The following is a 23,100-nucleotide window of genomic DNA, read 5'->3' on the forward strand; positions in this document are numbered from 1 at the left end:
ACAACTCAACCATCACACCCTGAATACCGGCCTCACCAGCATCCTGAACACCATTGCCATTAGCGTCATTCCACACCCGATCACCAATCGCACCCGTCTGCGGCAAACGGACCGAGAAGTGGGCCTGGTCGTTCTGGACACGCCAGGTGTTGTTCGGCAGCTTAGGTGTTTCGCCGTAAGTGGCATTCAGGCCGTTGATGCCGTCCATGTTCTTGCGGTTGTTGGCAAACCACTCGCTGCCGGTGCCGTATTCGGCAGTGGAGAAGGCGGTGAACGGGGCCACATCGTGGTCGATGCGGAACGTCACGGTGTCAAAGGTGCCGCGAAGAAGCACTGAGCCACAAGCTCCCGCAGCGCTGCGAGGGCTTGCGTTGGAAGCCCCGGCGTTGTCCTGCATCTCCGAGTAGCAAATGCCATTCGCATTCCGGGTGGATGGCTTGAAACTGGTGGACGTGATCGTCATATTAGACGGGTTCGTTCCCGTCGGCGCCTGGAGAGTGACGCCTCCGGTCAGGAGGTTCCATTGCTGCTGCAGGAAGCCGCCGCGGTAGGACCAAGGGTCGTTCGCGTTGTCACGGGCCCGGGCCCAGATGTAGCCGCCCAAGCCGCTGACATCGAGAATCGGGTCGGTCACCGTCTTGTCGAAGGTGATCGTCACATCGGCAGTGTCTTCGCAGATGCCGTTGAAGTTGGTCTTCTCAATCGAATTGAAAACACCGCAGTTCGAGGGGTTCGTCTCGAAGGCAACCGCCGGAAGGTTCGCCACAGTCGGCGAACCGAGGAAGGTGCTCGAGTTTGCCTGCCAGTAGTCCTGAGCGTTCACCGCATCGAGGTAGTTGGTGCCCTTGACGGTGTCAGCCGCTTCTGTCACATCCATGCGGATGCCGATATTGCCGGTGCGCATCGGCAACTGTGAGGTTGCCGAGTACGTCGCTACGCTGCGCGAGACTGGCAGAGTGTTGTCGGTTGCAGCAGACCCGGGATCGACCAAGGTCCACTGGTCATTGAAGACGTAGCCGTTCTCCTGCGCGGCGGAAGCCGCAGGCGCCGTGATCAGTGATGCACCCAGAGTGGTGCTGGCGACCACCGCCGTGGCGAGCACCGAAGCGCCGATCTTACGCGCCTCCTGGGCGCGCTTCCTCCGTCTCGGGAGGGTATGTTGTCCCATCTCATTCTCCTCAGGGTTACGGACATGAAAGCGACGAAATCCCAGGAGACGTGAGCTGTCTCCCGGCCCCCATCCGGGCTGGGCAAACACAACCGGCACGGATCGTAGCTACGGTCAGCGTAGCCTTTTAGCAAATGTAGGGCAATTAGTATGTCGGACATGAGCATCGTTCCTGGAAGATCCAAGAAAGGTGTGCTATTCGGTCGAGTGCCGGTGGAACCGACGACTATGGATTGTTCGTAGCAGTCAGCGAGGTACGGTCAGAGCCCAGTCACTCATGGACTCCAGGACCGTGCGGAGCCCCTGGCCCAGTGCGGTCAGTTCGTATTCGACCCGAGGAGGGTTTTCCGCAAAGCTGGTGCGGGTCACGATTCCGTGCTGTTCGAAGCGCCGGAGACGCGAGGTGAGCGTGTGTGCGCTGATGCCTGGCAAGGCATTCCTGAGTTCTCCGAAACGCCGGGGGCCGGGAAGAAGCTCCCTCACGATGAGAGTGGCCCATGGCCCTTCGAGGAGCACCAGAAATCTCGCTACGCCGCAGTCCGGCAGACCGCCGGAAGCATCTCGTCCCGCTCTGTCGTCGTGCACAGTCACTCTCAAAGTCCTTTCGTCACCCCCTGCGGATGATGTGCCGGTGCAGTTGATGTAACCGATGCATCGTGTGGACTAATGAAAATATGAGCTACCTCGTGCATGGCGCAAGCGGCGCCCAAGGTTCCCCCGTCGTTTCCGGCCTGCTGGCCGCACATCGAGAAGTCACGGCACTGGGCCGCGAGGCCTCGCAGCCGGCACCGATCAACCACCTGGCGGTCGATTACGGAGACGTCGACTCTCTCGCGGCGGCCTACCAGGGCGCCGAAGGCCTCTTCATCCATCTCCCGCTCGGCGCTCCGGACGTGATCGCAGGCTATGCGGCCAACATCACCGAGGCTGTGGTGCGAGCCCGGCCGGCGCGGATCGTGGTCTCCACCAGCGGTCAGATCATCGATGCGCCCGGGCATCCTTTGCAGCAACCGGCAGATTCTCCGTTGCCGCGTCTCATAGCAGCTCTCTCCGAGGCCGAGCTCTCGGCAGCGGTGACGGCTCCCAGGCTCTTCCTCGAGAACCTGTTGCTTCCGCCGGTGATCGACGGGGTGATGTCCGACGGCGTGCTGCGGTATCCCGTGCGCGAGGACTACCGGGTGTCCTGGGCCTCGCACCTCGACGTGGCCGATGCGGCGGTGGCACTGCTCCTGGATCCGCACGTCACAGGAGTGGTGGGCATCGGCGCGCCCACCGGCACGACGGGGCCTGAACTCGCGGCTGCTTTCGCGGCACACCTTGGGAAGGACGTCCGGTTCGAACAGATCACCCCGGCCGAGTTCGGGGCGATGATCACCCCGCTGTTCGGAGCCGCGGCGACAGCCGGCGTCGTCGCGCTTTATGAAGCGCAGTGGACCCTGCCGGACAGCCTGATCAACGCGGACACGAGTGAAACCGCACAGCTCGGCATCGCTGCCCGCAGCGCTGAGGAGTGGCTGCGGGACATCGCTCTCTAAAATGGGCGGCCGCGCAGGCTCAGTGGAAGGTGAGGAGCACGCCGTCCGACGTCGCGGTGCAGGACAGGGCGTTGAGATCCAGGACATGGTGGTCGGGATCGAAGGCGGAAGCGGCTTCCCCGACTCCCACCACGCGCATTCCAGCCGCCCGGGCAGCGGTGATCCCGGCCTGTGAGTCTTCGAAGACCACGCAGTCATGGGGTTTCGCGCTGAGGGCCGCGGCAGCCGCGAGGAAGCCCTCAGGGTCCGGTTTGCTGCGGGTGACGTCCTCGGCGCTGACCACCAGGGGAGGCATGGGCACCCCTCCCGCCGTCATCCTCGCGGTGGCGAGCGCGAGGGTCGCGGAGGTCACCAGTGCATGCCGCGTACCGGCGAGGCCTCCGAGAAGGGCCGGGGCTCCGGGAACGGCACGGACGCCGTCGAGTTCCTGGACCTCCCGGGCGAGCATCGCCTGGTTTTCGGCCACGTTGAGTTCCTGAGGGCGTTCCGGCAGGAGGATCGCCATGCTCTCCTGCCCCTGGCGGCCATGGATCACGCTCAGAACCCGCTCCGGGTCCAGGCCGTGCTCCCGTCCCCATTCGGTCCACAGCCGTTCGACGACGGCGGACGAATCCACGAGAGTGCCGTCCATGTCCAGCAGTACGGCCTTGGCGCTCAGGGTTTCGCTCATGGCCCCACCCTACCGGCGGGGCGGCTCCCGCGGTCCATGAGTCGATGCACCTCTCACGGCGCGAAGCGGTAACCCATGCCTTGTTCCGTGAGCAAGTAGACCGGGTGAGCCGGATCGGGCTCCAGTTTGCGACGCAGCTGTGCGAGGTAGACCCGCAGATATTGGGTCTCTTCCGTGTAGGCCGGCCCCCAGACGGACAACAGTAATTGCTGCTGACTCACCAGCTTCCCAGCGTTCTCAACCAGGAGTTGCAAGACAGCCCATTCCCGGGGCGTCAGATGGATCCGTTCGCCATTACGGCTCACGGATGAGGCGGCCAGATCGATCGTCAGGTCCCCGGCGTGGACTACGGCACCGTCCTGGTCCTTGACCCGTCGGCGCTCCACCGCCCGCAGACGAGCGAGGAGTTCGTCCAGGCCGAAGGGCTTGGTCACGTAGTCGTCGGCGCCGGCGTCCAGCGCTTCGACCTTGTCCGAGGAGCCGTGCCGCGCCGAGAGGACGATGATCGGGATGTCGGTCCATCCCCGGATTCCTTGGATGACCTCGGTGCCATCCATATCGGGAAGGCCCAGGTCCAGTACCACTGCGTGCGGCGGGGACTCGGCGGCTGCGCGGAGAGCCGACGCGCCGTCCTGGGCCACACTCACCTCGTAGCCTTCGGCCCTCAGATTGATCTGCAGGGCGCGCAGCAGCTGGGGCTCGTCATCCACCACCAGCACTTTCCTCATCGTGCCTCCTCCCCGCTTTCATCCTGTGGTCCGGCGTAGAGCGGGAGCCGGAGCACCATGGTCAAGCCGCCGCCGGGAGTTTCTTCCGCTGTCAGTTCGCCGTCCATGGCCTCTACGAAGCCGCGTGCGACGGCGAGGCCGAGCCCCAGCCCGCTGGTCTGCTCCTGCAGGCGCTGGAACGGGCGGAACATCTCCGCCAGGCGCTCCCGGGACACGCCTGAACCATGGTCCACCACGCGCAATTCACTGGCCGGACGGCCGTCAAGGGTCGGTCCGAGCATGCCGCCCGGAGTCGCCACCAGGACCACCTCGGAGCCGGGTGCGTGCTTCACGGCGTTCTCCACCACGTTCGCCAGAGCCCGCTCCAGCAGGCCACGGTCGGCATCGACCGGAGGAAGATTCGGGGTGAGCTCCACGCGCACCGATCCACCCGGGACACCGGAAAGGGCCTCGGGAACCACGTCCAGCCACGAGACCGGTTCATGCAGCACGGTGACGGCGTCCCCGGAGATCCGGGACATGTCCAGCAGGTTCGCGATGAGGGATTCCAAGCGGCGATTGGAGCTTTCAATGGTCTCCAGCATCTCCTCTTCCTCCTCCGCGGTGGTCTTGCCCCGTTGCCGTCGCAGTGCGGTCACAGCGAGCCCGATCCCGGCCAGCGGGGTCCGGAGATCGTGAGAGGCGGCCTGGAGCAAGGAGGTGCGGATCTTGTTCCCTTCGGCCAGCTTCACGGTGTCAGCCAAGGTCAAGGCGAGGCGTTCTCTCTCCAGAAGGGCCAGAAGATGAGATTCGAAGGCCTTCAGCAGGCGGCGTTCAGCACCGCTGAGGACCCGGCCCCTCCACGCGAGGAGAACGGTGGGGGCGAGGTGTTCACTCTCGTCGGCATCGTCCGGCCGGGTCGGTGCCGACGGCCCGGAAGAGGCGGCCGGCTCCCAGAAGGTGTGGCTCTCCACCGAAGAAGACTCCCGGACGAACAGGGCAGCGGACTGAAGACCGAACTCCTCCCGGATCTGAGCGAGGAACTGCTCCGGGCGCTGGTCGCTGGCCAGCGACGCGGCGGCGAGCTCGTTCAGGGTTGCGGCCTCCGAACGTGCCCGGCGAGCTTCCAGACTGCGCCGGGCCGACAGTCCCACCACGAGAGAGACGGCGATCGCGACACCCAGGAAGACCAGCAGCGCGAAGAAGTTCTGCGGATCGGAGATCGTGAACGCCCCCACCGGGGGTGTCACGAAGTAGTTGAGCAGGAGAGAGTCCAGCACTGCCGCCGGGACAGCGGGCTTGAGCCCTCCCACGAAGGCCACCGTGATGACCACGCACAGGTGCGCCAGGACATGGGTGGCGAGGCTCAGATGATGGAACGGCGAGAGCATGAGGGTGATCAGCGGCGGACCGACCAGGGCCAGCACGAAACCGAGCGTGAGCCGGAGCCTCCCCAGCGAAGGGGCGGACGGGAGCACTGCCTGTCGCCCCGTGAAGGGGTGGGTCACCAAGTGGACATCGATGTCGCCGGAACCCCTGCTGACGGCGTTGCTGACCCCGCCGCGGAGGATCTGACGGAACCGGCCGTGGCGCGAAATTCCGATGACGATCTGCGTCGCGTTCACCCCGCGGGCATAGTCCAGCAGGGACGTGGCGACGTCTTCCCCGGAAAGGTGGACGAAACGTCCGCCCAGGTCTTCGACGAGCCGTTGCTGGGCGGCGAGACTTCCGCCGTCGTCGTCGAGTCCATCGGCGCGCCGGACGTGTACCGCCAGCAGATCGCCGTCGTTGACCCGGGCGAGGATCCGTGCCGCGCGGCGCAGCAGCACTTCCCCCTCCGGGCCGCCCGTGAGACCCACGACGATCCGCTCCCGGGTGGGCCAGGTCCCGGCGATACCCTGCCGTTCCCGGTACTCGGCCAGGCCCTCGTCGACCCGGTCGGCGAGCCAGATCAGCGCGATCTCCCGCAACGCCGAGAGGTTGCCGAGGCGGAAGTAGTTGGCGAGCGCCGCGTCGATGTTCTCCGGCGGATAGACATCGCCTTGGCTGAGCCGCTGGCGCAGCAGTTCGGGGGCGATGTCGACCAGTTCGATCTGGTCTGCGGTGCGGACCACGGCGTCCGGGATGCGCTCCTGCTGGCTCGTCCCGGTGATCGCCTGGACGACGTCGTGCAGCGAGGCGAGATGCTGCACGTTCACGGTGGACAGCACGTCGATCCCGGCACCGAGGAGTTCCTCGACGTCTTCCCACCGCTTGGCGTGGCGGCTGCCGGGGGCGTTGCTGTGGGCGTATTCATCGACGACGGCGAGCTGCGGGCGCCGGGCGAGCACGGCATCGAGGTCCATCTCCTCCAGGACGGCACCCCGGTGGGCCACGGGCTTCAGGGGGATCGTTTCGAGGCCCTCGCGCAGCCGGGCTGTCTGGCGCCGGCCGTGATCGAGTGCGACAGCCACCACGACGTCATCGCCGGCGGCCTTCAATCGGTGGGCCTCCTCCAGCATGGCGTAGGTCTTGCCGACCCCTGGGGCCGCTCCCAGGAACACCCGCAGCCGCCCGCGTCTCATGGGCCGATCCTAACGTGTGCGGCGTCGCCTGGCAGCGTCATCGGCCGAGGTCACCGCTGGGGGAGAGGCCTTTCGCCAGGTGCCCGACGGCCAGGTTGAGCGTGGTGGTGTCGACCGATTCCTGTCCGAGCAGTGACTCGACCCCCGTGGTGGTGGATTCCTGCACGAGCCGCTCCACCTCCGCGACGCTCAGCCCATTGGCCCGTGCCACCCGTGGGATCTGCAGCCGGGCGTAGGCAGGAGAGATGTCCGGGTCCAGACCGGAGGCGGAGGCGGTCACGGCGTCCTGCGGGACGGAGGACGCCGTGACGCCCTCCCGTGCGGCGACGGCGGCACGTGCCTTGTCCGCAGCCTCCTTCAGCGCCGGGTCGCTGGGGCCGAGGTTGGAAGCTCCGGAGGCTGCCGGATCCCAGTGTGCAGCCGACGGCCGGGGGAAGAAGAAGCGCTTCTCACCTTCCGGCACGGCTTGCGCGATCAAGGATGAGGCCGCAGGCGCACCCGAGACCTTCTCCAGGGAACCATTCGCCTGGGCCGGCGCCACCGCCTGTCCAACGGCGAAGACTGCCACCGGGTAGACCCCGCCCAGCAGGACGGTCAGCAGGGCCAGCAGCACCAGGGCGGGGCGGAACTGGCGGAGATATGCGGTCATGAGGGTGCTCCTAGGACAGACCCGGCAGCAGAGCCACCAGCAGGTCGATGAGTTTGATTCCGATGAACGGGGCCACGAGTCCGCCCAGCCCGAACACCAGGAGGTTCCGGCGCAGGGCGTTCTGGGCGCTCACGGCGCGATACTTCACGCCCTTGAGCGCCAGCGGGACCAAAGCGACGATCACGAGGGCGTTGAAGATCACGGCCGAGAGGATCGCGGTCTGGGGGGAGTGCAGGCCCATGATGTTGAGCAGTCCCAGCCCCGGGTAGCTCGCGGTGAACAGCGCCGGGATGATCGCGAAGTACTTCGCGACGTCGTTGGCCACCGAGAAGGTGGTCAGCGAGCCGCGGGTGATCAGCAGCTGCTTGCCGATCGCCACGATGTCCAGCAGCTTCGTGGGGTCCGAATCCAGGTCCACCATGTTGGCGGCCTCCTTGGCCGCCTGGGTGCCGGAGTTCATGGCGACACCGACGTCGGCGGCCGCGAGGGCCGGGGCGTCATTGGTCCCGTCTCCGGTCATGGCGACGAGGCGTCCCGCCGCCTGTTCGGAGTGGATGCGTGCCAGCTTGTCCTCCGGAGTCGCCTCCGCAAGGTAGTCGTCAACGCCCGCTTGCCGGGCGATCGCCGCCGCTGTGAGCGGGTTGTCGCCCGTGATCATGACGGTACGGATGCCCATCTCGCGCAGCGTGGCGAAGCGTTCCGCGATCCCGGGCTTGACGACGTCGGCCAGCTCGACGGTGCCGAGCACCTCCACCCCGCCGAGGGAGGTGCGGCGGGCCACCACCAGCGGTGTGCTGCCGCGCCGCGAGAGCTCCTCGACCGTGGCTGCGACCTCGTCCGGCATCGCGGCACCGGCGTCGTCCGCCCAGGACTTCACGGCTCCGGCGGCACCCTTGCGGATGCTCACTCCGTCATGGTCCAGCCCGCTCATCCGGGTGGCAGCGGTGAATTCCACCGCTTCCGCCGGGGAGCCGCCGCGGAAGAGCTCTTCGAGAGTGGGCTGGCCCTGTGCCGGGGACGCGCCGAGGTTTTCGGCGAGTTCCACGATGGAGCGGCCTTCCGGAGTCTCGTCGGCCAGTGACGACAGCCGGGCGACCGCCATGAGCTCGTCCTCGGTCACTCCGGGGGCCGGGATGAACTCCACGGCACGCCGATTGCCGTAGGTGATGGTACCGGTCTTGTCCATCATGAGCGTGGTGATGTCACCGGCCGTCTCCACGGCGCGGCCGCTCGTGGCGAGGACATTGTGCTGGACCAAACGGTCCATGCCCGCGATGCCGATGGCCGGGACCAGTGCGCCGATGGTGGTGGGGATCAGACAGACCAGCAGGGCGACGAGGATGATCGCGCTCGGCACCGGTCCAGCCAAGTGGGAGAACGGGACCAACGCCGCCGTGACCACCAGGAAGGTGATGGTCAGTGCCACGAGAAGGACATGCAGAGCGATCTCGTTGGGCGTCTTCTTGCGCTCCGCGCCTTCCACCAAGGCGATCATCCGGTCCAGGAAGGTGGAGCCCGGCTCCGCTGTGATCCGCACGACGATCCGGTCCGAGAGCACGGTGGTGCCGCCGGTGACCGCCGAGCGGTCGCCACCGGATTCCCGGATCACAGGGGCGGATTCGCCCGTGATGGCAGACTCGTCCACCATCGCCAGGCCCTCGACGATCTCACCGTCGGAGGGGATCACGTCGCCGGCCTCGCAGACCACCAGGTCCTCCCGGTGAAGCTCGGACGCAGCGACCACCGTCTCTTGGACGCCGTGCAGGCGCCTGGCTTTCAACCCTTCGCGGCTCGCCCGGAGACTGTCTGCCTGGGCCTTTCCACGCCCTTCGGCGAGAGCCTCTGAGTAGTTGCCGAAGAGGACCGTCAGGGCCAGCCACACGGTGACGGCCACGCTGAAGCCCAGGTCATGGGAACCGTTCAATGCCTGGCCGACGCAGACCAGGAACGAGATGGCGGTGCCGACCAGGACCGTGAACATCACGGGGGAGTGAACCATCGAGCGCGGATTGAACTTCGCCAGGGCCAAAGGCAGGGCGCCCAGCAGGGTCTTCCGATCCCAGGAACTGCGGCGCTTGTAGGTGTGACCGGAGAATTCCTCCACCCGAGGAGCCGTGGCGCCGGCTACCGGCGTCGTACTGTCTTTCACTGCGGTTTTCATGTCAGCATGCCTTCTGCGAGCGGGCCCAGAGCGAGGGCCGGAAGATAGTTGAGCGCGGTCAGCAGGACCGCGACGCCGGCGAACATCGTGCCGAACAGGACGCCGTGGGTGGGGAGAGTCCCCGCGGATTCGGGGACTTTCGGCTGCCTGGCGAAGGCGCCGGCCAAAGCGAGAACCAGGATGATCCCGACGAAACGGCCCAGCCACATCGCGATGCCCAGCATGGTGGACAGCGCCGGGCCCGAGCTCGTCACTCCGCCGAATGCGGAGCCGTTGTTGTTCGCGCCGGAGGTGAAGGCGTACAGGAGCTCGCTGAACTGGTGCGGCCCCTGGGACGGCGCCTGGGAGAGCACTCCGGGGATCATCACGGAAACCCCTGTGAGAACCAGGACCAGGACCGGGACGGCCAGCAGGTAGAGGGCGGCCAGAGTCATGTGCCGGGCCTGAACCTTCTTGCCCAGGTACTCCGGCGTGCGGCCCACCATGAGGCCCGCCAAGAACACCGTGACCACGGCGAGCACCAGCATCCCGTACAGGCCGGAACCGACCCCGCCCGGCGCGACCTCGCCGAGCATCATGTCGAACAAGGCCATGCCGCCGGCCAGCGGAGGCAAGGAATCGTGCGCCGCATTCACCGCACCGGTGGACGTCAAGGTGGTGGCGGAAGCGAACACCCCGCTGGCGGCAGGGCCGAAGCGCTGCTCCAGACCTTCACCGAGTCCCGGGTAGGCGGCCAGCGCTCCAGCCAGCGCCGTCGTCGTCAGCAACCAGAGACCACCCATGACGCCGAGCACGGTGTAACCCTGCCGGGCATCGCGGGCCATCCGGCCGAATACCCACGGAAGCACCGAGGGGATGAGCAGAATCAGGAACACCTCGAAAAGGGAGGAGAAGGAGTTGGGGTTCTCGAAAGGATGTGCCGAGTTGGCGTTGAAGTAGCCACCTCCGTTGGTGCCCAGGAGCTTGATCGCCTCCTGACTCGCCACAGGACCGCCCGGGATCATCTGGGAGGCGCCCGTGAAGGGGTTGTGCACCGCGGTGGCCCAGAAGTTCTGGACCACGCCCGTCACCACGAGCAGCACTGCTGCGATCACGGACAGCGGAAGTAGGAAGCGCAGACTCAAGCGGACCAGGTCTGTCCAGAAATTGCCCAGACGGTCGGTTCCAGCCCGGGTCAGGCCCCGCATGAGTGCCACTGCCACGCAGATGCCGACAGCTGCGGAGAGGAAGTTCTGCACCGCGAGCAGGGCCATCTGGACGGCGATCCCGACCGTGGACTCCGGCACATAGACCTGCCAATTGGTGTTCGTGACGAAGGAGATCGCCGTGTTCATGGCGGTCCAAGGATCCACGGCGGCTGAACCGCCACCCGTGTAGAGCGCTTGCAGACGCAGGCACAGGTAGATCGCCAATACCGAGACGATCGAGAAGACCAGGACGCCCCGGGCGTAACCGAGCCAGTTCTGCTCGGCACCCGGGGAGACCCCGGACGCCCGGTACAGCAGGCGTTCGACGCGGGAGTGCTTTCCGCCCTCCAGCACCGAGTGAAGGTACATCCCCAGTGGGCGATGCAGCACCGCCAAGAGCAGGATCAGCACCGCGATCTGCGTCAGATAAGAGAACCAGGAGTACTGCATGGACCTACCCCTTATCGGAATGGATCAGGGAGACCAGCAAGTACCCCAACAGGGCCAGCGCCACCACTCCAAGGAGCGCCCAGACCAGAACTTCCCCGTTCATTTCCTGCCCACCACCTTGTCGACGGCAGTGGCCAGCCACACCATGGCGCCGGACAGGAGTATGAAGACTCCTACGGCGATCACGTCGTCCATCTCAGTCGTTCCTCTCAGACCGCAGCGCGGCCCGTCCACGGGAGATGCGGAACGATTCCGCACCCGCAACCCTCGGGCTGCATCTTCAGTGAAGTCCCCTTCCGGCGCGCTGACGCGGGCTTTTACGCATCCTTGATGCGGCGCAGGCGAACCTTTACGTTTCCTTGATGCCCATGCCGTGCATGGCCGATCGATCCGGCCCGTGCGCGGCGGGACGGTGGGATCTCTAAACTGAACGGGTGACTGAGCTTTCCGCCCTTGCCTCCGCCCGGATCGTCGTGGATGAACTGCTCGACGGCGGTGTGCGGCAGGTGGTGGTCTCTCCGGGTTCACGCTCAGCGCCTCTCGCCTATGCGCTCGCGGAGGCGGAGGCCGCCGGCCGGGTCCGGCTCCATGTCCGCATCGACGAGCGTTCCGCGGCGTTCACCGCCCTCGGAGTGATCCTCGGGAGCGGGGCACCGGCCGCCGTCGTCGTGACCTCCGGAACGGCGGTGGGCAATCTGCTGCCCGCGGTCATGGAGGCCAACCACGTCAGCGCGCCGCTTGTGGTCCTCTCCGCGGACCGGCCGGAGGAATTGCGGGGGACCGGGGCGAGCCAGACCACGGAACAGATGGACCTTTTCGGAGAGCATGCCCGCTTCGCTGTGGATGTGCCGGCCGGAACCGACCCTGCCCGGGCGGTTCGCACCGCACTCAGCGCCGCGACAGGGGCGTTCGAAGAGCTTCCGCCCGGGCCGGTGCAGCTCAACCTCGCTTTCCGGGACCCGCTGGTCCCCGCCTCCGGGGAGGTGTTCCCGCCGGATTCAGGCCGGCAACCCTTCCACTACGCGCCGGATCCTGTGCCCCTGGATCTTGAGATGCCCGAGGGACTCCTGGAACACCGCACCCTGGTGCTGGCCGGCCACGATGCCGGGCCGATCGCTGAGGCGTTCGCCCGGGCCCACGGACTGCCTCTTGCCGCGGAGCCGAGCTCCAACGCGCGGTTCGGGCCCAATGCCGTGGGGCCGTACCGGCTTCTGCTGGAGCTTTTCGGCCCCGAGGCCGCGCAGCCGATCGAGCGAGTCGTGTTGTTCGGCCGACCGACCCTCTCCCGGCCGGTCGCGGCGCTGCTGGCCCGTACCGATCTGCCGACGGCGCTCTATGAGCCCGTGCCCGTGGCCTGGTATCAGGAAGGCCGCCGTCGCGAGGTGCCGGTGGCGACCCTGGAGGAGCTTTCCGCGTTTGCCGGCCGTGCCCCCGAGGGCTGGCTGGACGCCTGGCTGCTGGCCGGTGAGGCCGCACAACACGCCGTCGAGCGTGTGCTGGCGTCGGAGGACGCTCTGAACGGGCCGTCCGTCGCCGCAGCGGTCTGGGCCGCGACCCGTGGACAACTGGTGCTCGGATCCTCCAACGGCATCCGGGACGCCGATCTTGCGGCGGTCCCCACCCTCGAACCACTCGCCACCGTGCAGGCGAATCGGGGAATCGCCGGGATCGACGGAACCACCTCGACGGCATTCGGTGTGGCACTCGGCTCCGGGCGTGAGACGACCCTGTTGTGCGGCGATGTGACCTTCCTGCACGACGCCGGAGGGCTCTTCCTCGGGGCGGGCGAAGCAGAACCGGACGTGCGGGTGGTGGTGCTCAACGACGCCGGCGGCGCGATTTTCGGCACCCTCGAACACGGCGCTCTGGCAGGCGGGTACGAGCCCGCCGTCGAACGTCTCTTCGGCACGCCTCACGCCGTGAATCTCGGGGCGCTGGCCGCCGCGTATGGAGTCCCGCACCATCTGGTGAGCAGTGCCGGCGAGCTGGCGGAGGCGCTCGCCGAGCCGGTGCGGGGTCGCAGCGTGATCGAGGTCCGTTGCTCCCGCGAGGGGCTGCGGGAACTCCACGCGAGGATCCGCCGGGCCGTGTGAGTATCCGTTGCTGGGGCCCTTAACCATCGATTGCTCCGTAGTTGTCGTTCTGGGGAGCCAAAACGACAACTACGGAGCAATGGATGAACGGAGCTCAGAGCACTGTGAAGCTCAGAGCACTGTCTGGCTCAGAGCACGCGGCTCAGGAACTCCTTGGTGCGGGCGTGCTGCGGATTGGCGATGATTTCGCGAGGATCGCCGGACTCCACCACGACGCCGCCGTCCATGAAGGTCAGCGTGTCGCCGACTTCGCGGGCGAAGCCGATTTCATGTGTCACGACGATCATGGTCATGCCGGAGCGGGCGAGGTCCTTCATCACGTTGAGCACATCACCCACGAGCTCGGGGTCCAGGGCGGAGGTCGGCTCGTCGAAGAGCATGACCTCCGGTTCCATGGCCAAGGCCCGGGCGATGGCGACGCGCTGCTGCTGACCGCCGGAGAGCTGTGAAGGATAGTGCTGGATCTTGTCGCCCAGACCCACCATTTTCAGCAGTTCGTGGGCGCGGTTCTTAGCCTGAGCCTTCTTCTCACCCTTCACCTGCACGGGCGCCTCGATGACGTTCTCCAGAGCGGTCATATGAGGGAAGAGGTTGAACTTCTGGAACACCATGCCGATGTTCCGGCGCTGAGCGGCGACTTCCTTGGTCTTCAGGTCGTGAAGACGTCCGTTGACCTCGCGGTAGCCGATCAGATCGTCGCCCACCGTGATGCGGCCGGCGCTGATCGTCTCCATGAGGTTCACACAACGCAGCATCGTGGATTTACCGGAACCGGACGGTCCGATCACCACGGCCACTTCACCTTTGTTGACGGTCATGTCGATGCCCTTGAGCACGTGATGGTGACCGTAGTACTTGTGCAGTCCCTCGATGCGGACGAGGGGTGTCTTCTCTTCAGTCATGGTCTTCACATACCTCCGCCGCCGGACATGTGCGGTGCCCCGAGACCGATCATCTGGGCCTTCGCCGCATCCGGGTTGATCACCTGCGGTGCACCGCCGTCGATGCCCTTGCCGTAGTACTTCTCGATGTAGTGCTGACCGACCATCAAAATGCTCGTGATGACCAGGTACCAGAGTGCCGCGACGATGAGCAGCGGGACCGGGAGGTACAGACGGTTGGCAAGAGCGTTGGTGACGAAGGTCAGGTCCAGGGTGAACGGCACGGCGAGCACCAGGGAGGTGGTCTTCAGCATGCCGATGGTCTCATTGCCCGTCGGCGGGACGATGATGCGCATGGCCTGAGGAAGGATGATCCGCCACATGATCTTGCCATTGGACATGCCGAGTGCCTGTGCGGCCTCCATCTGTCCCTTGTCCACTGACTTGAGGCCGGCGCGGAAGATTTCTGCCAGATAAGCGGATTCGTTCAATGCCAGACCGAGAATCGCCGCAACGGTCGCGGTGATGACGGTCGAGGTGTCGATGCTGAAGAGTTCTGGACCCCAGGGCACCCCAGCGGTGATCTTCGGATAGAGGACGGCAACCAGACCCCAGAAGATCAGCTGGGTGTACACCGGGGTTCCGCGGAAGAACCAGACCCAGACCCAGGAGGACCAACGGAGCACGGGGTTGTCGGACTGCCTCATGACGGCCAGCAGAATGGCGAGCACGATGGCGATGGCCATAGACGCGACGGTCAGCAGCAGTGTCCAGCCCACACCCTGAACGACCTTGACGTCCAGGATGTATTTGCCCACGACGTCCCAGTGGAAGTTGGGGTTGGTGAACACATTGATGAGAATGGCGAGAACAACGCCGATGATGATGACGGCGCTGATCCAGCGCCCGGGGTGCCGCACCGGTACTGAGCGATTCAGTACCGGTGCGTCTTCTTTGTGATGCATGACTTGCCTAGATCCTTGGGGAGTCGGTCAGGAGGCGGGCGTCGGGTTCAGCTCAGACTTCGTGACGGCGCCGTCACTGTTGCCCCAGCCGTCGAGGATCTTCTTGTAGTCGCCGTCGGCGATCAGCTTGTTGACGGTCTCCTGGATGAGCGAGGCCAGCGCGGTGTCCGACTTGGCGACGGCAATGCCTTCGGGAGCGGAGTCGTAGGTGTCACCGAACTTCTCCAGCTGGCCGTTGGTCTGCTGGAGCGCGTAAGCGATGATCGGTGAATCGGCAGCCATGGCGTCGATGGAACCGTTGACCAGGCGCGTGGTGACGTCCGTCTGGTTCTTGAGGGTCACGACGTCGATGGCCTTCTTGCCCGCATCGGTGCACTTCTTGCTGCGCGTCTTCAGATCGGGATCCTCTTGGGTGGTGCCCGTCTGGACTCCGATCGAGCGACCGCAGATGTCGTCCAGGCTGAAGTTCTTGGGGTTGCCCTTCTGAACGGCCCAGGAGGTTCCGGCGTTGAAGTAGCTCACCAGGTTGACGGCGGCGAGCCGGTCCTTGTTGATGGTGAAGGAGGAGATGCCCAGGTCGTACTTGGGGCCGAGCGCCGGCAGGATGCCGGTGAACTCCGCGGTCTGGACCTGGACCTTGAGGCCGAGGGTCGCGCCGATGGCCTTCGCGATGTCCACGTCGTAACCCACGGGGGTCTGGCCGTCGGCGCCGAGGAACTCGGCCGGGGCGTAGCTGGTGTCGGAACCCACCGTGAGGGTTCCCTTGGCCTTGATCGCGGCAGGCACCTTCGCGGCGAGGGCGTCGTCCTTCTGGACGCTGCTCGGGTCGAAGGACGGTGCGCTGGAGGATCCCGAGGACGCCTGGGCGCCATTGCCCGCGGTGTCGGACGCATTGGTGCACGCGGTGAGGGCCAGAGCGCCGATGGCCAGAACAGCCGCCGTCTTGACCTTGGTGCTTCCGAGGAGGGAGCGATTGAACATCATGTTTTTACCCTTTGTTGCGCTGGGACCTGGAGTTGAGTCCGCTTAAGTGTAGTCACGCCTCTGAGAGGTGCATCACAGTCAACTTGCAGTGACCATTGGACAACAGGGAGCCTTGTTTCACAAGCGTTCCGTGTTGCCTTCTGGTAAATTTTTCAGTCGGCCCTGGTGATGTGACTCCCATCACTAAACAGGAGATCTGGGCTCGATAGGGTGCGCAAAAGGGCGTTCTGTCCGGTATTCCGGACGTGAAATATGCGCTTCAGATGATGAAGAGCTGCCGTGGTCAGACGGAAACGCCCAGAGCTTCCAGCATCGGGCGGAACTTGGCCCATGTTTCGGCCAGTTCCGTCTCGGGAACGGAGCCCTCCACGACGCCGCAGCCGGCGAACAATCGCGCCGTCTCGCCGCCCAGCAGGCCCCCGCGCAGGCCGATGCCCCACTCTCCGTTGCCAGCGCCGTCGAGCCATCCCACGGGGCCGGCGTAGGGTCCACGGTCCAGATGTTCCAACTCCCGGATGATGGAGCCCGCGGGGAGGGTCGGCGTTCCGCAGACCGCCGCGGTGGGGTGCAGGGCGTTGACGAGCGCCAGCGACGACGGCACGTGTCCCTCGGCCTCCAGCAGTTCGGCCTTCACATCCGAGGCGAGGTGCCAGACGTTAGGAAGCTCCAGAATGAACGGCTCCTCATGAGCGTCAGTCACTGCGGAGAACGGCTCCAAAGCGTTGACCAGGGAGTCGATGGCGATCTGATGCTCGTGGCGCTGTTTGGCGGAACCCGCCAGCACACGCTCGGCGAAGTCCAGCTCTCCCTCGCTCTCGGGCCGGGTCGCGGCATCACGGCGGTCCAAAGTCCCGGCCAGAACCCTCGCCTGGGCGGTTCGCCCCACGACCTGGATGAGCATCTCCGGGGTGGCTCCCACGAAATCATCCACGCGATAGGTCCAGCACTCGCGGTAGCGGCTGCTCAGTCTCGCGAGGACCTGAGGGGCGCGGACCTCGGTGGGCAATTCCACGAGGACGTCCCGGGCCAGCACGATCTTCTCCACCGCACCCTGGCGGATGCGCTGCACGCCCTGCTCGACGGCGTCCATCCAGTCCTGCTCTCCCAGGGACCCGGGGCGCACGACGGCGTCGAGCGCCTCACCGTTTTCGTCGTCGGCGCCGGTCAGGGAAGCGTCGTCGAGCGCTCCGTTTCTCAGAAGCGCAGGGACGAAACGGCCGAGCGATTCGTCCAGTTGTGCCCGGGTGGGCGTTGAACCCGTGAGTGAAATAAGAGTCGCCCAGAGCAGGCCGTCACGCAGTCCGACGACGAGTTCCGGGACCACCAGCCGGGACGCGAACTCGGAGGTTTTGGAGAAAGCGAAGGAGCCGAAGGCCACCGGTCCTGTGCCGGGAAGCTGGAGTGGGTCGATGCTCGTCGCTTCCAGAATGAGGGATCGCCACCACTGCTCACCGAGCATGAAGCGGTCCGGTCCGGTCGCCTCGAAGCGTGCAGCCTCGCCGAAGCCGATCAGCCCCGAACCGCGCCGGATCCAGCAGAAGTCTGCGGAAGGGGTGCCGGGGGAGCCCAGGAGTGCCGCCAGTCCATCCTCGGAGGCGGTCTCGCCCAAGGGGACGGTGATGCTTGTCAGCGTGCTGCTCATGATGGGACAAGACTATCCCTGTCGCTACCCTAAGCTCGTACCTCGCTCAGCGGACCCTCGCTCCAGGGGCCCACCCAGCGCCTCCCTAAGCTCGTACCTCGCTCAGGGAACCCTCGGCGCCGGGGCCCACCTGTCGCCAGCGAAACCTCGCCTCGCTCAGCCCGGGGCCACCCTGTTGAAGCCCGATGAGGGCATTGAACCAACTCTTTGCGACAATGGGATGGTGAGCAGCACACCGATCCGAGCCTCGCTCGACAAGCGTCCTGATGAAGTAGCCACCATGTTCGACGATGTTGCGCCGAAATACGACGTGGTGAACGACGTGCTGTCGATGGGCCAGACCCGGCGCTGGCGCAAGATCGTGTTCGACGCGGTCGGTGCGGTCCCTGGTCAGCGAGTCCTCGACCTCGCAGCGGGCACGGGAACTTCCAGTGAGCCCTATGCGGACGCCGGCATCGACGTCGTCGCCTGCGACTTCTCCCTGGGCATGCTCAAGGTCGGCAAGCGCCGCCGTCCCGACATCGACTTCGTCGCCGGCGATGCCATGAACCTGCCGTTCGCTGATGACAGCTTCGATGCGAGCACGATCTCCTTCGGTCTCCGCAACGTGAACGAACCACGCAAGGCGCTGGAGGAGATGTTCCGGGTCACCAAGCCCGGCGGACGCATCGTGGTGGCGGAGTTCTCCCACCCCACCGTCCCGGTCTGGCGCACCATGTACACCGAATACCTAATGCGCGCGCTCCCCGCGATCGCGCGCAAGGTCTCTTCCAATCCGGACGCCTACGTCTATCTCGCCGAGTCGATCCGTGCTTGGCCGGCGCAGGACGAGCTGGCCCACTGGATGGAGGACGCCGGCTGGTCCGAACTGGCCTACCGCAACCTCAACGGAGGCATCGTGGCTGTGCACCGCGGAGTGAAGCCGCTGGCCGCCGGGGCTGACGCGCCGGCCTCTGCGCGCTAGAAGGAGCACCGTGAAGGTACTCATCGTCGGAGCCGGCCCGGCCGGATCCACAGCCGCTCATTACCTCGCCCAGTCGGGCGCCGAGGTCACCGTTCTGGAGAAGACCGCTTTCCCACGCGAGAAGGTCTGCGGCGACGGGCTGACGCCGCGCGCCGTCCGGGAGATCCAGAAGCTCGGTCTTCCCCATGAGGAGGCCGACGGATGGCGGCGGAACAAGGGCTTGCGGTTGATCGCCGGAGGCCGCCGGATGGAACTGGCCTGGCCGGAGGTCGGTGATTTCCCGCAGTACGGCCTGATCCGCACGCGCCTCGGTTTCGATGAGGCACTTGCCCGTCACGCCGAAACCTCGGGTGCCACCGTCCTCGAACGTCATTCCGTCACGGAGGCCCTGCGCGACGACGCCGGCCGCGTCGTCGGCGCCCGTGCCGCCGTCCTGGATGAGCGCGGACGCAAGACGGGCGAGGCACAGGACTTCCATGCCGACGTCGTTCTCGCCGCAGACGGCAACTCGACCCGCACTGCTGTGTCACTCGGTCTCGCCAAACGCGACGACCGCCCGCTGGGCGTCGCCGTGCGCGGTTACTACGCGAGCCCCCGGCACGAGGACGAATGGATGGAAGGCTGGCTCGAACTGCCCGGCAAGGACGGTAACCCGTTGCCCGGCTACGGCTGGATCTTCGGCGTCGGCGACGGCACCTCGAATGTCGGCCTCGGCATTCTGAACTCCTCCAAGGAGTTCGGGCGTCTGGACTACAAACAGGTCATGCGTGACTGGGTTGCGGGCATGCCCCAGGACTGGGAGTTCCGCGAGGACACCATGGTGGGGGAGATCCGTGGAGCCGCCCTGCCCATGGGCTTCAACCGGACGCCGCACCATGTGCCGGGGATGCTGCTGCTCGGCGATGCCGGAGGCATGGTCTCCCCGTTCAACGGTGAAGGCATCTCCTATGCGATGGAGTCCGCGCGCTTCGCGGCCGAGCACCTTCTCGACGCGGACCGCGCCGCTCGTCAGGCCTCATCCGCCGACGCCGCGCGCCGGGCGTTCGACGCCGGGATGGTCGCCTATGCGTCCCAGGTGCGGGACGAATGGGGCAGTCATTTCACTCTGGGACGTGTTTTCGCCCGCCTGATCGGCAACCCGCGCATCATGAAGCTTGCACTGCGCACCGGCATGTCGATCCCAGTGCTGATGCGCTTCGTGGTTCGCTTCCTGGCGAATCTGACCGACCCCCGATCCGGGCGTTTCGAGGACTCCGTGATCGCGGTCCTGGAGAAGCTCGTTCCCGCCACGTCCAACCTCGGCACCGCGCCTGCACCTGCTGCGGCGCGGACGGCCCCCGTCACTCGTTAGGCTTGATACCGTGAGCACACCTGCAGACCGCACCTGGACGCACGCCGGACACGGCCGCCCGGAGGTCACCGAGCCAGCCCCGAGCACCACGGCGATCGCCACCGGCCTCAGCCTGCCGCGTGGTTTCGCCACCATCTCCGAGGACGCTGTGATCGGCCCCGCGCTGACCACCAATCTGGCTCGCGTCGAAAAGATGCTGCGGGAGGCGATCTCCAACTCGGACCCGTTGGCGGACGCCACGTCCCGGCACCTGGTCGAGGCCGGTGGCAAGCGCATCAGGCCGCTGCTGGCGCTCCTCTGCTCGCACCTCGGTGACTACACCCGGCCCGAGGTCCTGCAGGCCGCCGTCGTGGTCGAGCTGACTCATCTGGCGACGCTGTACCACGACGACGTCATGGACTCCGCTCCGTTCCGGCGTGGAGCGCCCACCGCACATGAGGTGTGGGGCAACTCCGTCGCCGTGCTCACGGGCGATCTGATCTTCGCCCGGGCGTCCATTCTGGTCTCGGAACTCGGTACCAGGGCTCTCGGCATCCAGGCCCGCACCTTCGAACGACTGTGCCTCGGCCAGCTTCACGAGACCGTGGGGCCGCGCGAGGACGAAGATCCCCTGAACCACTACATCCAGGTACTGGCCGACAAGACCGGTTCCCTGGTGGCGGCGTCCGCGCAGCTGGGTGCGATCTTCGCAAACGTCGACGAGACCGTGGAGAACGTTCTTGTGGAGTACGGGGAGAAGCTGGGCGTCGCCTTCCAGCTCGCCGACGACGTCATCGATGTCACGAGCGCGCGGGTCAAGTCCGGCAAGACCCCGGGGACGGATCTGCGGGAGGGTGTTCCGACCCTGCCTGTGCTGCTCTTGCGTCAGGCCGCCCGCGACGGCGACGCATCCGCCGCCGAGGTCCTGGAACTCGTCGACGGCGACCTCAGCGGAGACGAGGCCCTGGCGGCCGCCGTTGCAGCTCTGGGTGCTCATCCGGTCACCGAGCAGTCCTGGGCCGTGGCCCGGAAGTGGGCCGATGAGGCGCGCGAGGCGCTGGCCCCCCTGCCCGACGGCGTGGTCAAGGAGTCCCTGGACAACTTCGCACTGGCCGTGGTGGAGCGTAACGCCTGAGCTTTTACGTGATGTGACAACATCCCGGCCGCGTCGAAGACACGGCCGGGATGTTTTGTCTCAGGACGGGGTTTCCGGGCCGGCGCATCTCGCGGACAGGCTGGGAATTTGCAGAGGATAGGCCGGGAAACAGCCGGTGACGGGAGCGGTGGCCCGGGTCAAGGGATTAATCGCTTAAACGCAGAACAGGCCCGACCGGACAGCTAGGGGGGTAGCTTAATTGTCCTGTGGGCCTGCTCCGTGCGAAATCAGGAGAACCTTTAGGAGGAGGTCTCCTTCAAGAATCACCTTAGGAGGGGGCGATTCCTCTCCTCAGCTTATGACGAAGCCTGTCATGAAGTCCAGCCGCCGGAGTAAGAATTCCTCCTGATGGGAGGTGGTTCTCAGTCCTCGTCCTCGAATGCCCAGGCGAGCATGTCGAATGTGAACTCGGAGAACGTACCGTCTTCGCTCTTCCACTCGCCTCGCGCGTTGTTCTTGCGCCAGACGATAGGATCCGGGACGGTCAGGTCGCCCATCCGGATGCCCCAGGTGTAGCTCTCCTCTTCGTCCTCCAGGAACATCAGGAAGCCTTCATCGTCGACTTCGAGCTCTTCCGGGTCCCAGAAGTAGTGGTACGCCTCCATGATGTCCACGCAGCCGCCGAGGGACAGGTAGAACTCCCGCATCGCGAGGGGGAGGTCCAGCTTCAAGGCGGCCAGCGCGGCGTTGAGCTCGTCCTCGGGGATGCCGTCCTCTTCCTGCCACTCGTCTTCGAGGTACTTCGGGACCAGGGCGCGGAACTTCTCCACGAACATTTCGCTCATGCATTCATCCTATCGAGTGGGGGCAAGCCCTCGCCGTGGCCTGGGACGAGGCTCACCTTGCGCTTTCTCGGGGTTGATGGGCCTTCATGCCCGAGAAAGTGCAAGGTGAACCCGGGATCAGGGGAGGTTACCGGGCCGCCAACCGGCACGGTGCAAGGCCTGCCCGACTCGCAAGGCCGCGCGGGGTGGCGTGCCGTGCAGGTCGGATGCGCCGAGCCGTACCTCGGTCCATCCCAGCGACTCGGTCACGGCGGCGCGATCAATGTCCCGGCGATACTGTCGGCTCCCGGCGTGCGGATCGCCGTCGTACTGCAATGAGATCCGGTGATTCCGGTACGCGCCGTCCGGCCACAGGACCGGCTGTCCGAATTCGCCCCTGAGCATGACGTTCAGCTCGGGTTCCGGCAATCCGGCGGCCACGATGGCCAGTCGCATCTTCGTCTCCCGGGGCGAATCGGCACCCACCCGGATCAGATCCAGGGCCTGTCTGGCCCGGATGATGCCCCGGGCACGGGGATGACGGACGAGCATCACCCGCAACGCGTCCGGTGTGGTCCAAGGGAGCCGGGGTGCCGGGAAGCCCTGGGGATGTGCGCAGACCAAGTGGTCTCCCGCGATGACCAGGTCCTCGATGCCCAGGACACGGGCCAGATCCAGCCAGGTCCGTGCCGGGGTGGTGACCCGGAGCCCGTCCAGAAACCGGATCTCGTCCTCCCACAGCTCCAAGCTGAGACCGACTACATTCCGGCGGCGGGACGGCGCGGTGCCAGGTGGACTGCTCAGATGCACGGGCCACGGCCTTTCGTACTCCCGAGGGAGTGGGACGCCCTGCAGAAGGGCCGCCGTGAACTGGGCAAAGGTGTCTTTCGGTCTCAGAACGGCGAGGGCCCGGATCTCATCGGCCGGCCGCAGAACTCCGTGGACCGGGCGCCGGAAGCCGTTGGTGGTGATCTCCAGGTCCCGGGCGTACAGACGGTTGCGGGCGGCTCCCCGGCGCAACGCCTCACGGTAGGTGAAGGACGTGTTCCTCAACTCGGAAGGCAGTCTGCTGGGGCGCATGCTCCAGTGTGAGCCAGTCGCGCAGTGCAGCGCAGGAGTTATCCACAGCGCTGGTGGAGGCCGGGTTTGTGGTCTTCAGAAGCCACGGTTGACCTTGCGATTTCTCTGGGATTCGGGGCCTCCAACCCCGAGAAAGTGCAAGGTGAACGG

At 66.0% G+C, this 23,100-nt stretch carries 20 protein-coding genes; 5 read left to right on the forward strand and 15 right to left on the reverse strand.

Features of this window, described 5'->3' with window-relative positions:
• Together ACIPXZ_RS00005 and ACIPXZ_RS00010 are read right to left on the reverse strand one after the other, a co-directional pair.
• Positions 1–1,168: SdrD B-like domain-containing protein (locus ACIPXZ_RS00005; RefSeq protein WP_400589960.1), on the reverse strand; the 1,168-nt coding region annotated here is incomplete at its 3' end.
• A 246-nt stretch (positions 1,169–1,414) separates the two neighbouring features.
• Entirely contained in the window at positions 1,415–1,759 is a 345-nt protein-coding gene (locus ACIPXZ_RS00010) for a winged helix-turn-helix transcriptional regulator (RefSeq protein WP_400589961.1), read from the reverse strand.
• A gap of 83 nt (positions 1,760–1,842) precedes the next feature.
• Here ACIPXZ_RS00010 and ACIPXZ_RS00015 point away from each other — a divergent pair, with 83 nt between their 5' ends.
• On the forward strand, positions 1,843–2,703 hold the full coding sequence (locus ACIPXZ_RS00015) for an SDR family oxidoreductase (RefSeq protein ID WP_400589962.1): 861 nt from the start codon (positions 1,843–1,845) through the stop codon (positions 2,701–2,703).
• Positions 2,704–2,722: 19 nt separating this feature from the next.
• On the opposite strand, the gene ACIPXZ_RS00020 is transcribed toward ACIPXZ_RS00015, so the two are convergent.
• From ACIPXZ_RS00020 to ACIPXZ_RS00050, 7 genes are read right to left on the reverse strand one after another with little or no spacing between them, the layout of a single operon-like run.
• Positions 2,723–3,373 carry an HAD-IA family hydrolase gene (locus tag ACIPXZ_RS00020; RefSeq protein ID WP_400589963.1) on the reverse strand — a complete coding sequence of 217 codons (651 nt, stop codon included), beginning with the start codon at positions 3,371–3,373 and terminating at the stop codon, positions 2,723–2,725.
• Between the two features lie 53 nt (positions 3,374–3,426).
• Positions 3,427–4,101: a response regulator gene (locus ACIPXZ_RS00025; RefSeq protein ID WP_400589964.1), complete on the reverse strand. Its 675-nt coding sequence runs from the start codon at positions 4,099–4,101 to the stop codon at positions 3,427–3,429.
• On the reverse strand, positions 4,098–6,644 hold the full coding sequence (locus ACIPXZ_RS00030; RefSeq protein WP_400589965.1) for a DUF4118 domain-containing protein: 2,547 nt from the start codon (positions 6,642–6,644) through the stop codon (positions 4,098–4,100). Before ACIPXZ_RS00030 ends, ACIPXZ_RS00025 begins: the two co-directional genes overlap by 4 nt.
• A gap of 37 nt (positions 6,645–6,681) precedes the next feature.
• Positions 6,682–7,293: a potassium-transporting ATPase subunit KdpC gene (kdpC, locus tag ACIPXZ_RS00035; RefSeq protein WP_400589966.1), complete on the reverse strand. Its 612-nt coding sequence runs from the start codon at positions 7,291–7,293 to the stop codon at positions 6,682–6,684.
• A gap of 10 nt (positions 7,294–7,303) precedes the next feature.
• A complete protein-coding gene (gene kdpB / locus ACIPXZ_RS00040) occupies positions 7,304–9,454 on the reverse strand; it encodes a potassium-transporting ATPase subunit KdpB (protein WP_400589967.1) in 2,151 nt (716 codons plus the stop codon).
• Complete coding sequence (gene kdpA, locus ACIPXZ_RS00045; protein WP_400589968.1) at positions 9,451–11,091, reverse strand: potassium-transporting ATPase subunit KdpA; 1,641 nt, start codon at positions 11,089–11,091, stop codon at positions 9,451–9,453. Before kdpA ends, kdpB begins: the two co-directional genes overlap by 4 nt.
• Positions 11,092–11,095: 4 nt before the next feature.
• Positions 11,096–11,194: a potassium-transporting ATPase subunit F gene (locus tag ACIPXZ_RS00050; protein WP_400589969.1), complete on the reverse strand. Its 99-nt coding sequence runs from the start codon at positions 11,192–11,194 to the stop codon at positions 11,096–11,098.
• Positions 11,195–11,525: 331 nt separating this feature from the next.
• On the opposite strand from ACIPXZ_RS00050, the gene menD reads away from it, so the two are divergent.
• Positions 11,526–13,184, forward strand: coding sequence for a 2-succinyl-5-enolpyruvyl-6-hydroxy-3-cyclohexene-1-carboxylic-acid synthase (gene menD / locus ACIPXZ_RS00055; RefSeq protein ID WP_400589970.1), 1,659 nt, complete (start codon positions 11,526–11,528; stop codon positions 13,182–13,184).
• 128 nt (positions 13,185–13,312) lie between these two features.
• On the opposite strand, the gene ACIPXZ_RS00060 is transcribed toward menD, so the two are convergent.
• The 4 genes from ACIPXZ_RS00060 to ACIPXZ_RS00075 form a co-directional block, all read right to left on the reverse strand.
• On the reverse strand, positions 13,313–14,086 hold the full coding sequence (locus tag ACIPXZ_RS00060; RefSeq protein WP_400589971.1) for an amino acid ABC transporter ATP-binding protein: 774 nt from the start codon (positions 14,084–14,086) through the stop codon (positions 13,313–13,315).
• Between the two features lie 5 nt (positions 14,087–14,091).
• Positions 14,092–15,030, reverse strand: a complete 939-nt coding sequence (locus tag ACIPXZ_RS00065; RefSeq protein WP_400589972.1) for an amino acid ABC transporter permease — start codon at positions 15,028–15,030, stop codon at positions 14,092–14,094.
• A gap of 27 nt (positions 15,031–15,057) precedes the next feature.
• A complete protein-coding gene (locus ACIPXZ_RS00070; RefSeq protein ID WP_400589973.1) occupies positions 15,058–16,014 on the reverse strand; it encodes an ABC transporter substrate-binding protein in 957 nt (318 codons plus the stop codon).
• A gap of 283 nt (positions 16,015–16,297) precedes the next feature.
• On the reverse strand, positions 16,298–17,656 hold the full coding sequence (locus tag ACIPXZ_RS00075; protein WP_400589974.1) for an isochorismate synthase MenF: 1,359 nt from the start codon (positions 17,654–17,656) through the stop codon (positions 16,298–16,300).
• Between the two features lie 220 nt (positions 17,657–17,876).
• Between ACIPXZ_RS00075 and ACIPXZ_RS00080 the strand changes: the two genes are divergently transcribed.
• From ACIPXZ_RS00080 to ACIPXZ_RS00090, 3 genes are read left to right on the forward strand one after another with little or no spacing between them, the layout of a single operon-like run.
• The gene (locus ACIPXZ_RS00080) at positions 17,877–18,620 is read left to right on the forward strand and encodes a demethylmenaquinone methyltransferase (RefSeq protein WP_400589975.1); all 744 of its coding nucleotides are present in this window, start codon (positions 17,877–17,879) and stop codon (positions 18,618–18,620) included.
• Positions 18,621–18,630: 10 nt separating this feature from the next.
• A complete protein-coding gene (locus ACIPXZ_RS00085; RefSeq protein WP_400589976.1) occupies positions 18,631–19,971 on the forward strand; it encodes a geranylgeranyl reductase family protein in 1,341 nt (446 codons plus the stop codon).
• Positions 19,972–19,981: 10 nt separating this feature from the next.
• On the forward strand, positions 19,982–21,085 hold the full coding sequence (locus tag ACIPXZ_RS00090; protein ID WP_400589977.1) for a polyprenyl synthetase family protein: 1,104 nt from the start codon (positions 19,982–19,984) through the stop codon (positions 21,083–21,085).
• A gap of 383 nt (positions 21,086–21,468) precedes the next feature.
• Here the strand turns inward: ACIPXZ_RS00090 and ACIPXZ_RS00095 are convergent, their stop codons facing one another.
• Positions 21,469–21,891, reverse strand: coding sequence for a hypothetical protein (locus ACIPXZ_RS00095; RefSeq protein WP_400589978.1), 423 nt, complete (start codon positions 21,889–21,891; stop codon positions 21,469–21,471).
• A gap of 117 nt (positions 21,892–22,008) precedes the next feature.
• The gene (locus ACIPXZ_RS00100) at positions 22,009–22,950 is read right to left on the reverse strand and encodes a hypothetical protein (RefSeq protein ID WP_400589979.1); all 942 of its coding nucleotides are present in this window, start codon (positions 22,948–22,950) and stop codon (positions 22,009–22,011) included.
• Positions 22,951–23,100: the final 150 nt, after the last annotated feature.

Origin of the sequence: Arthrobacter sp. NPDC090010 (assembly GCF_044748305.1) — a bacterium.
In the GTDB taxonomy this organism is placed as follows: Bacteria; Actinomycetota; Actinomycetes; order Actinomycetales; family Micrococcaceae; genus Arthrobacter_E.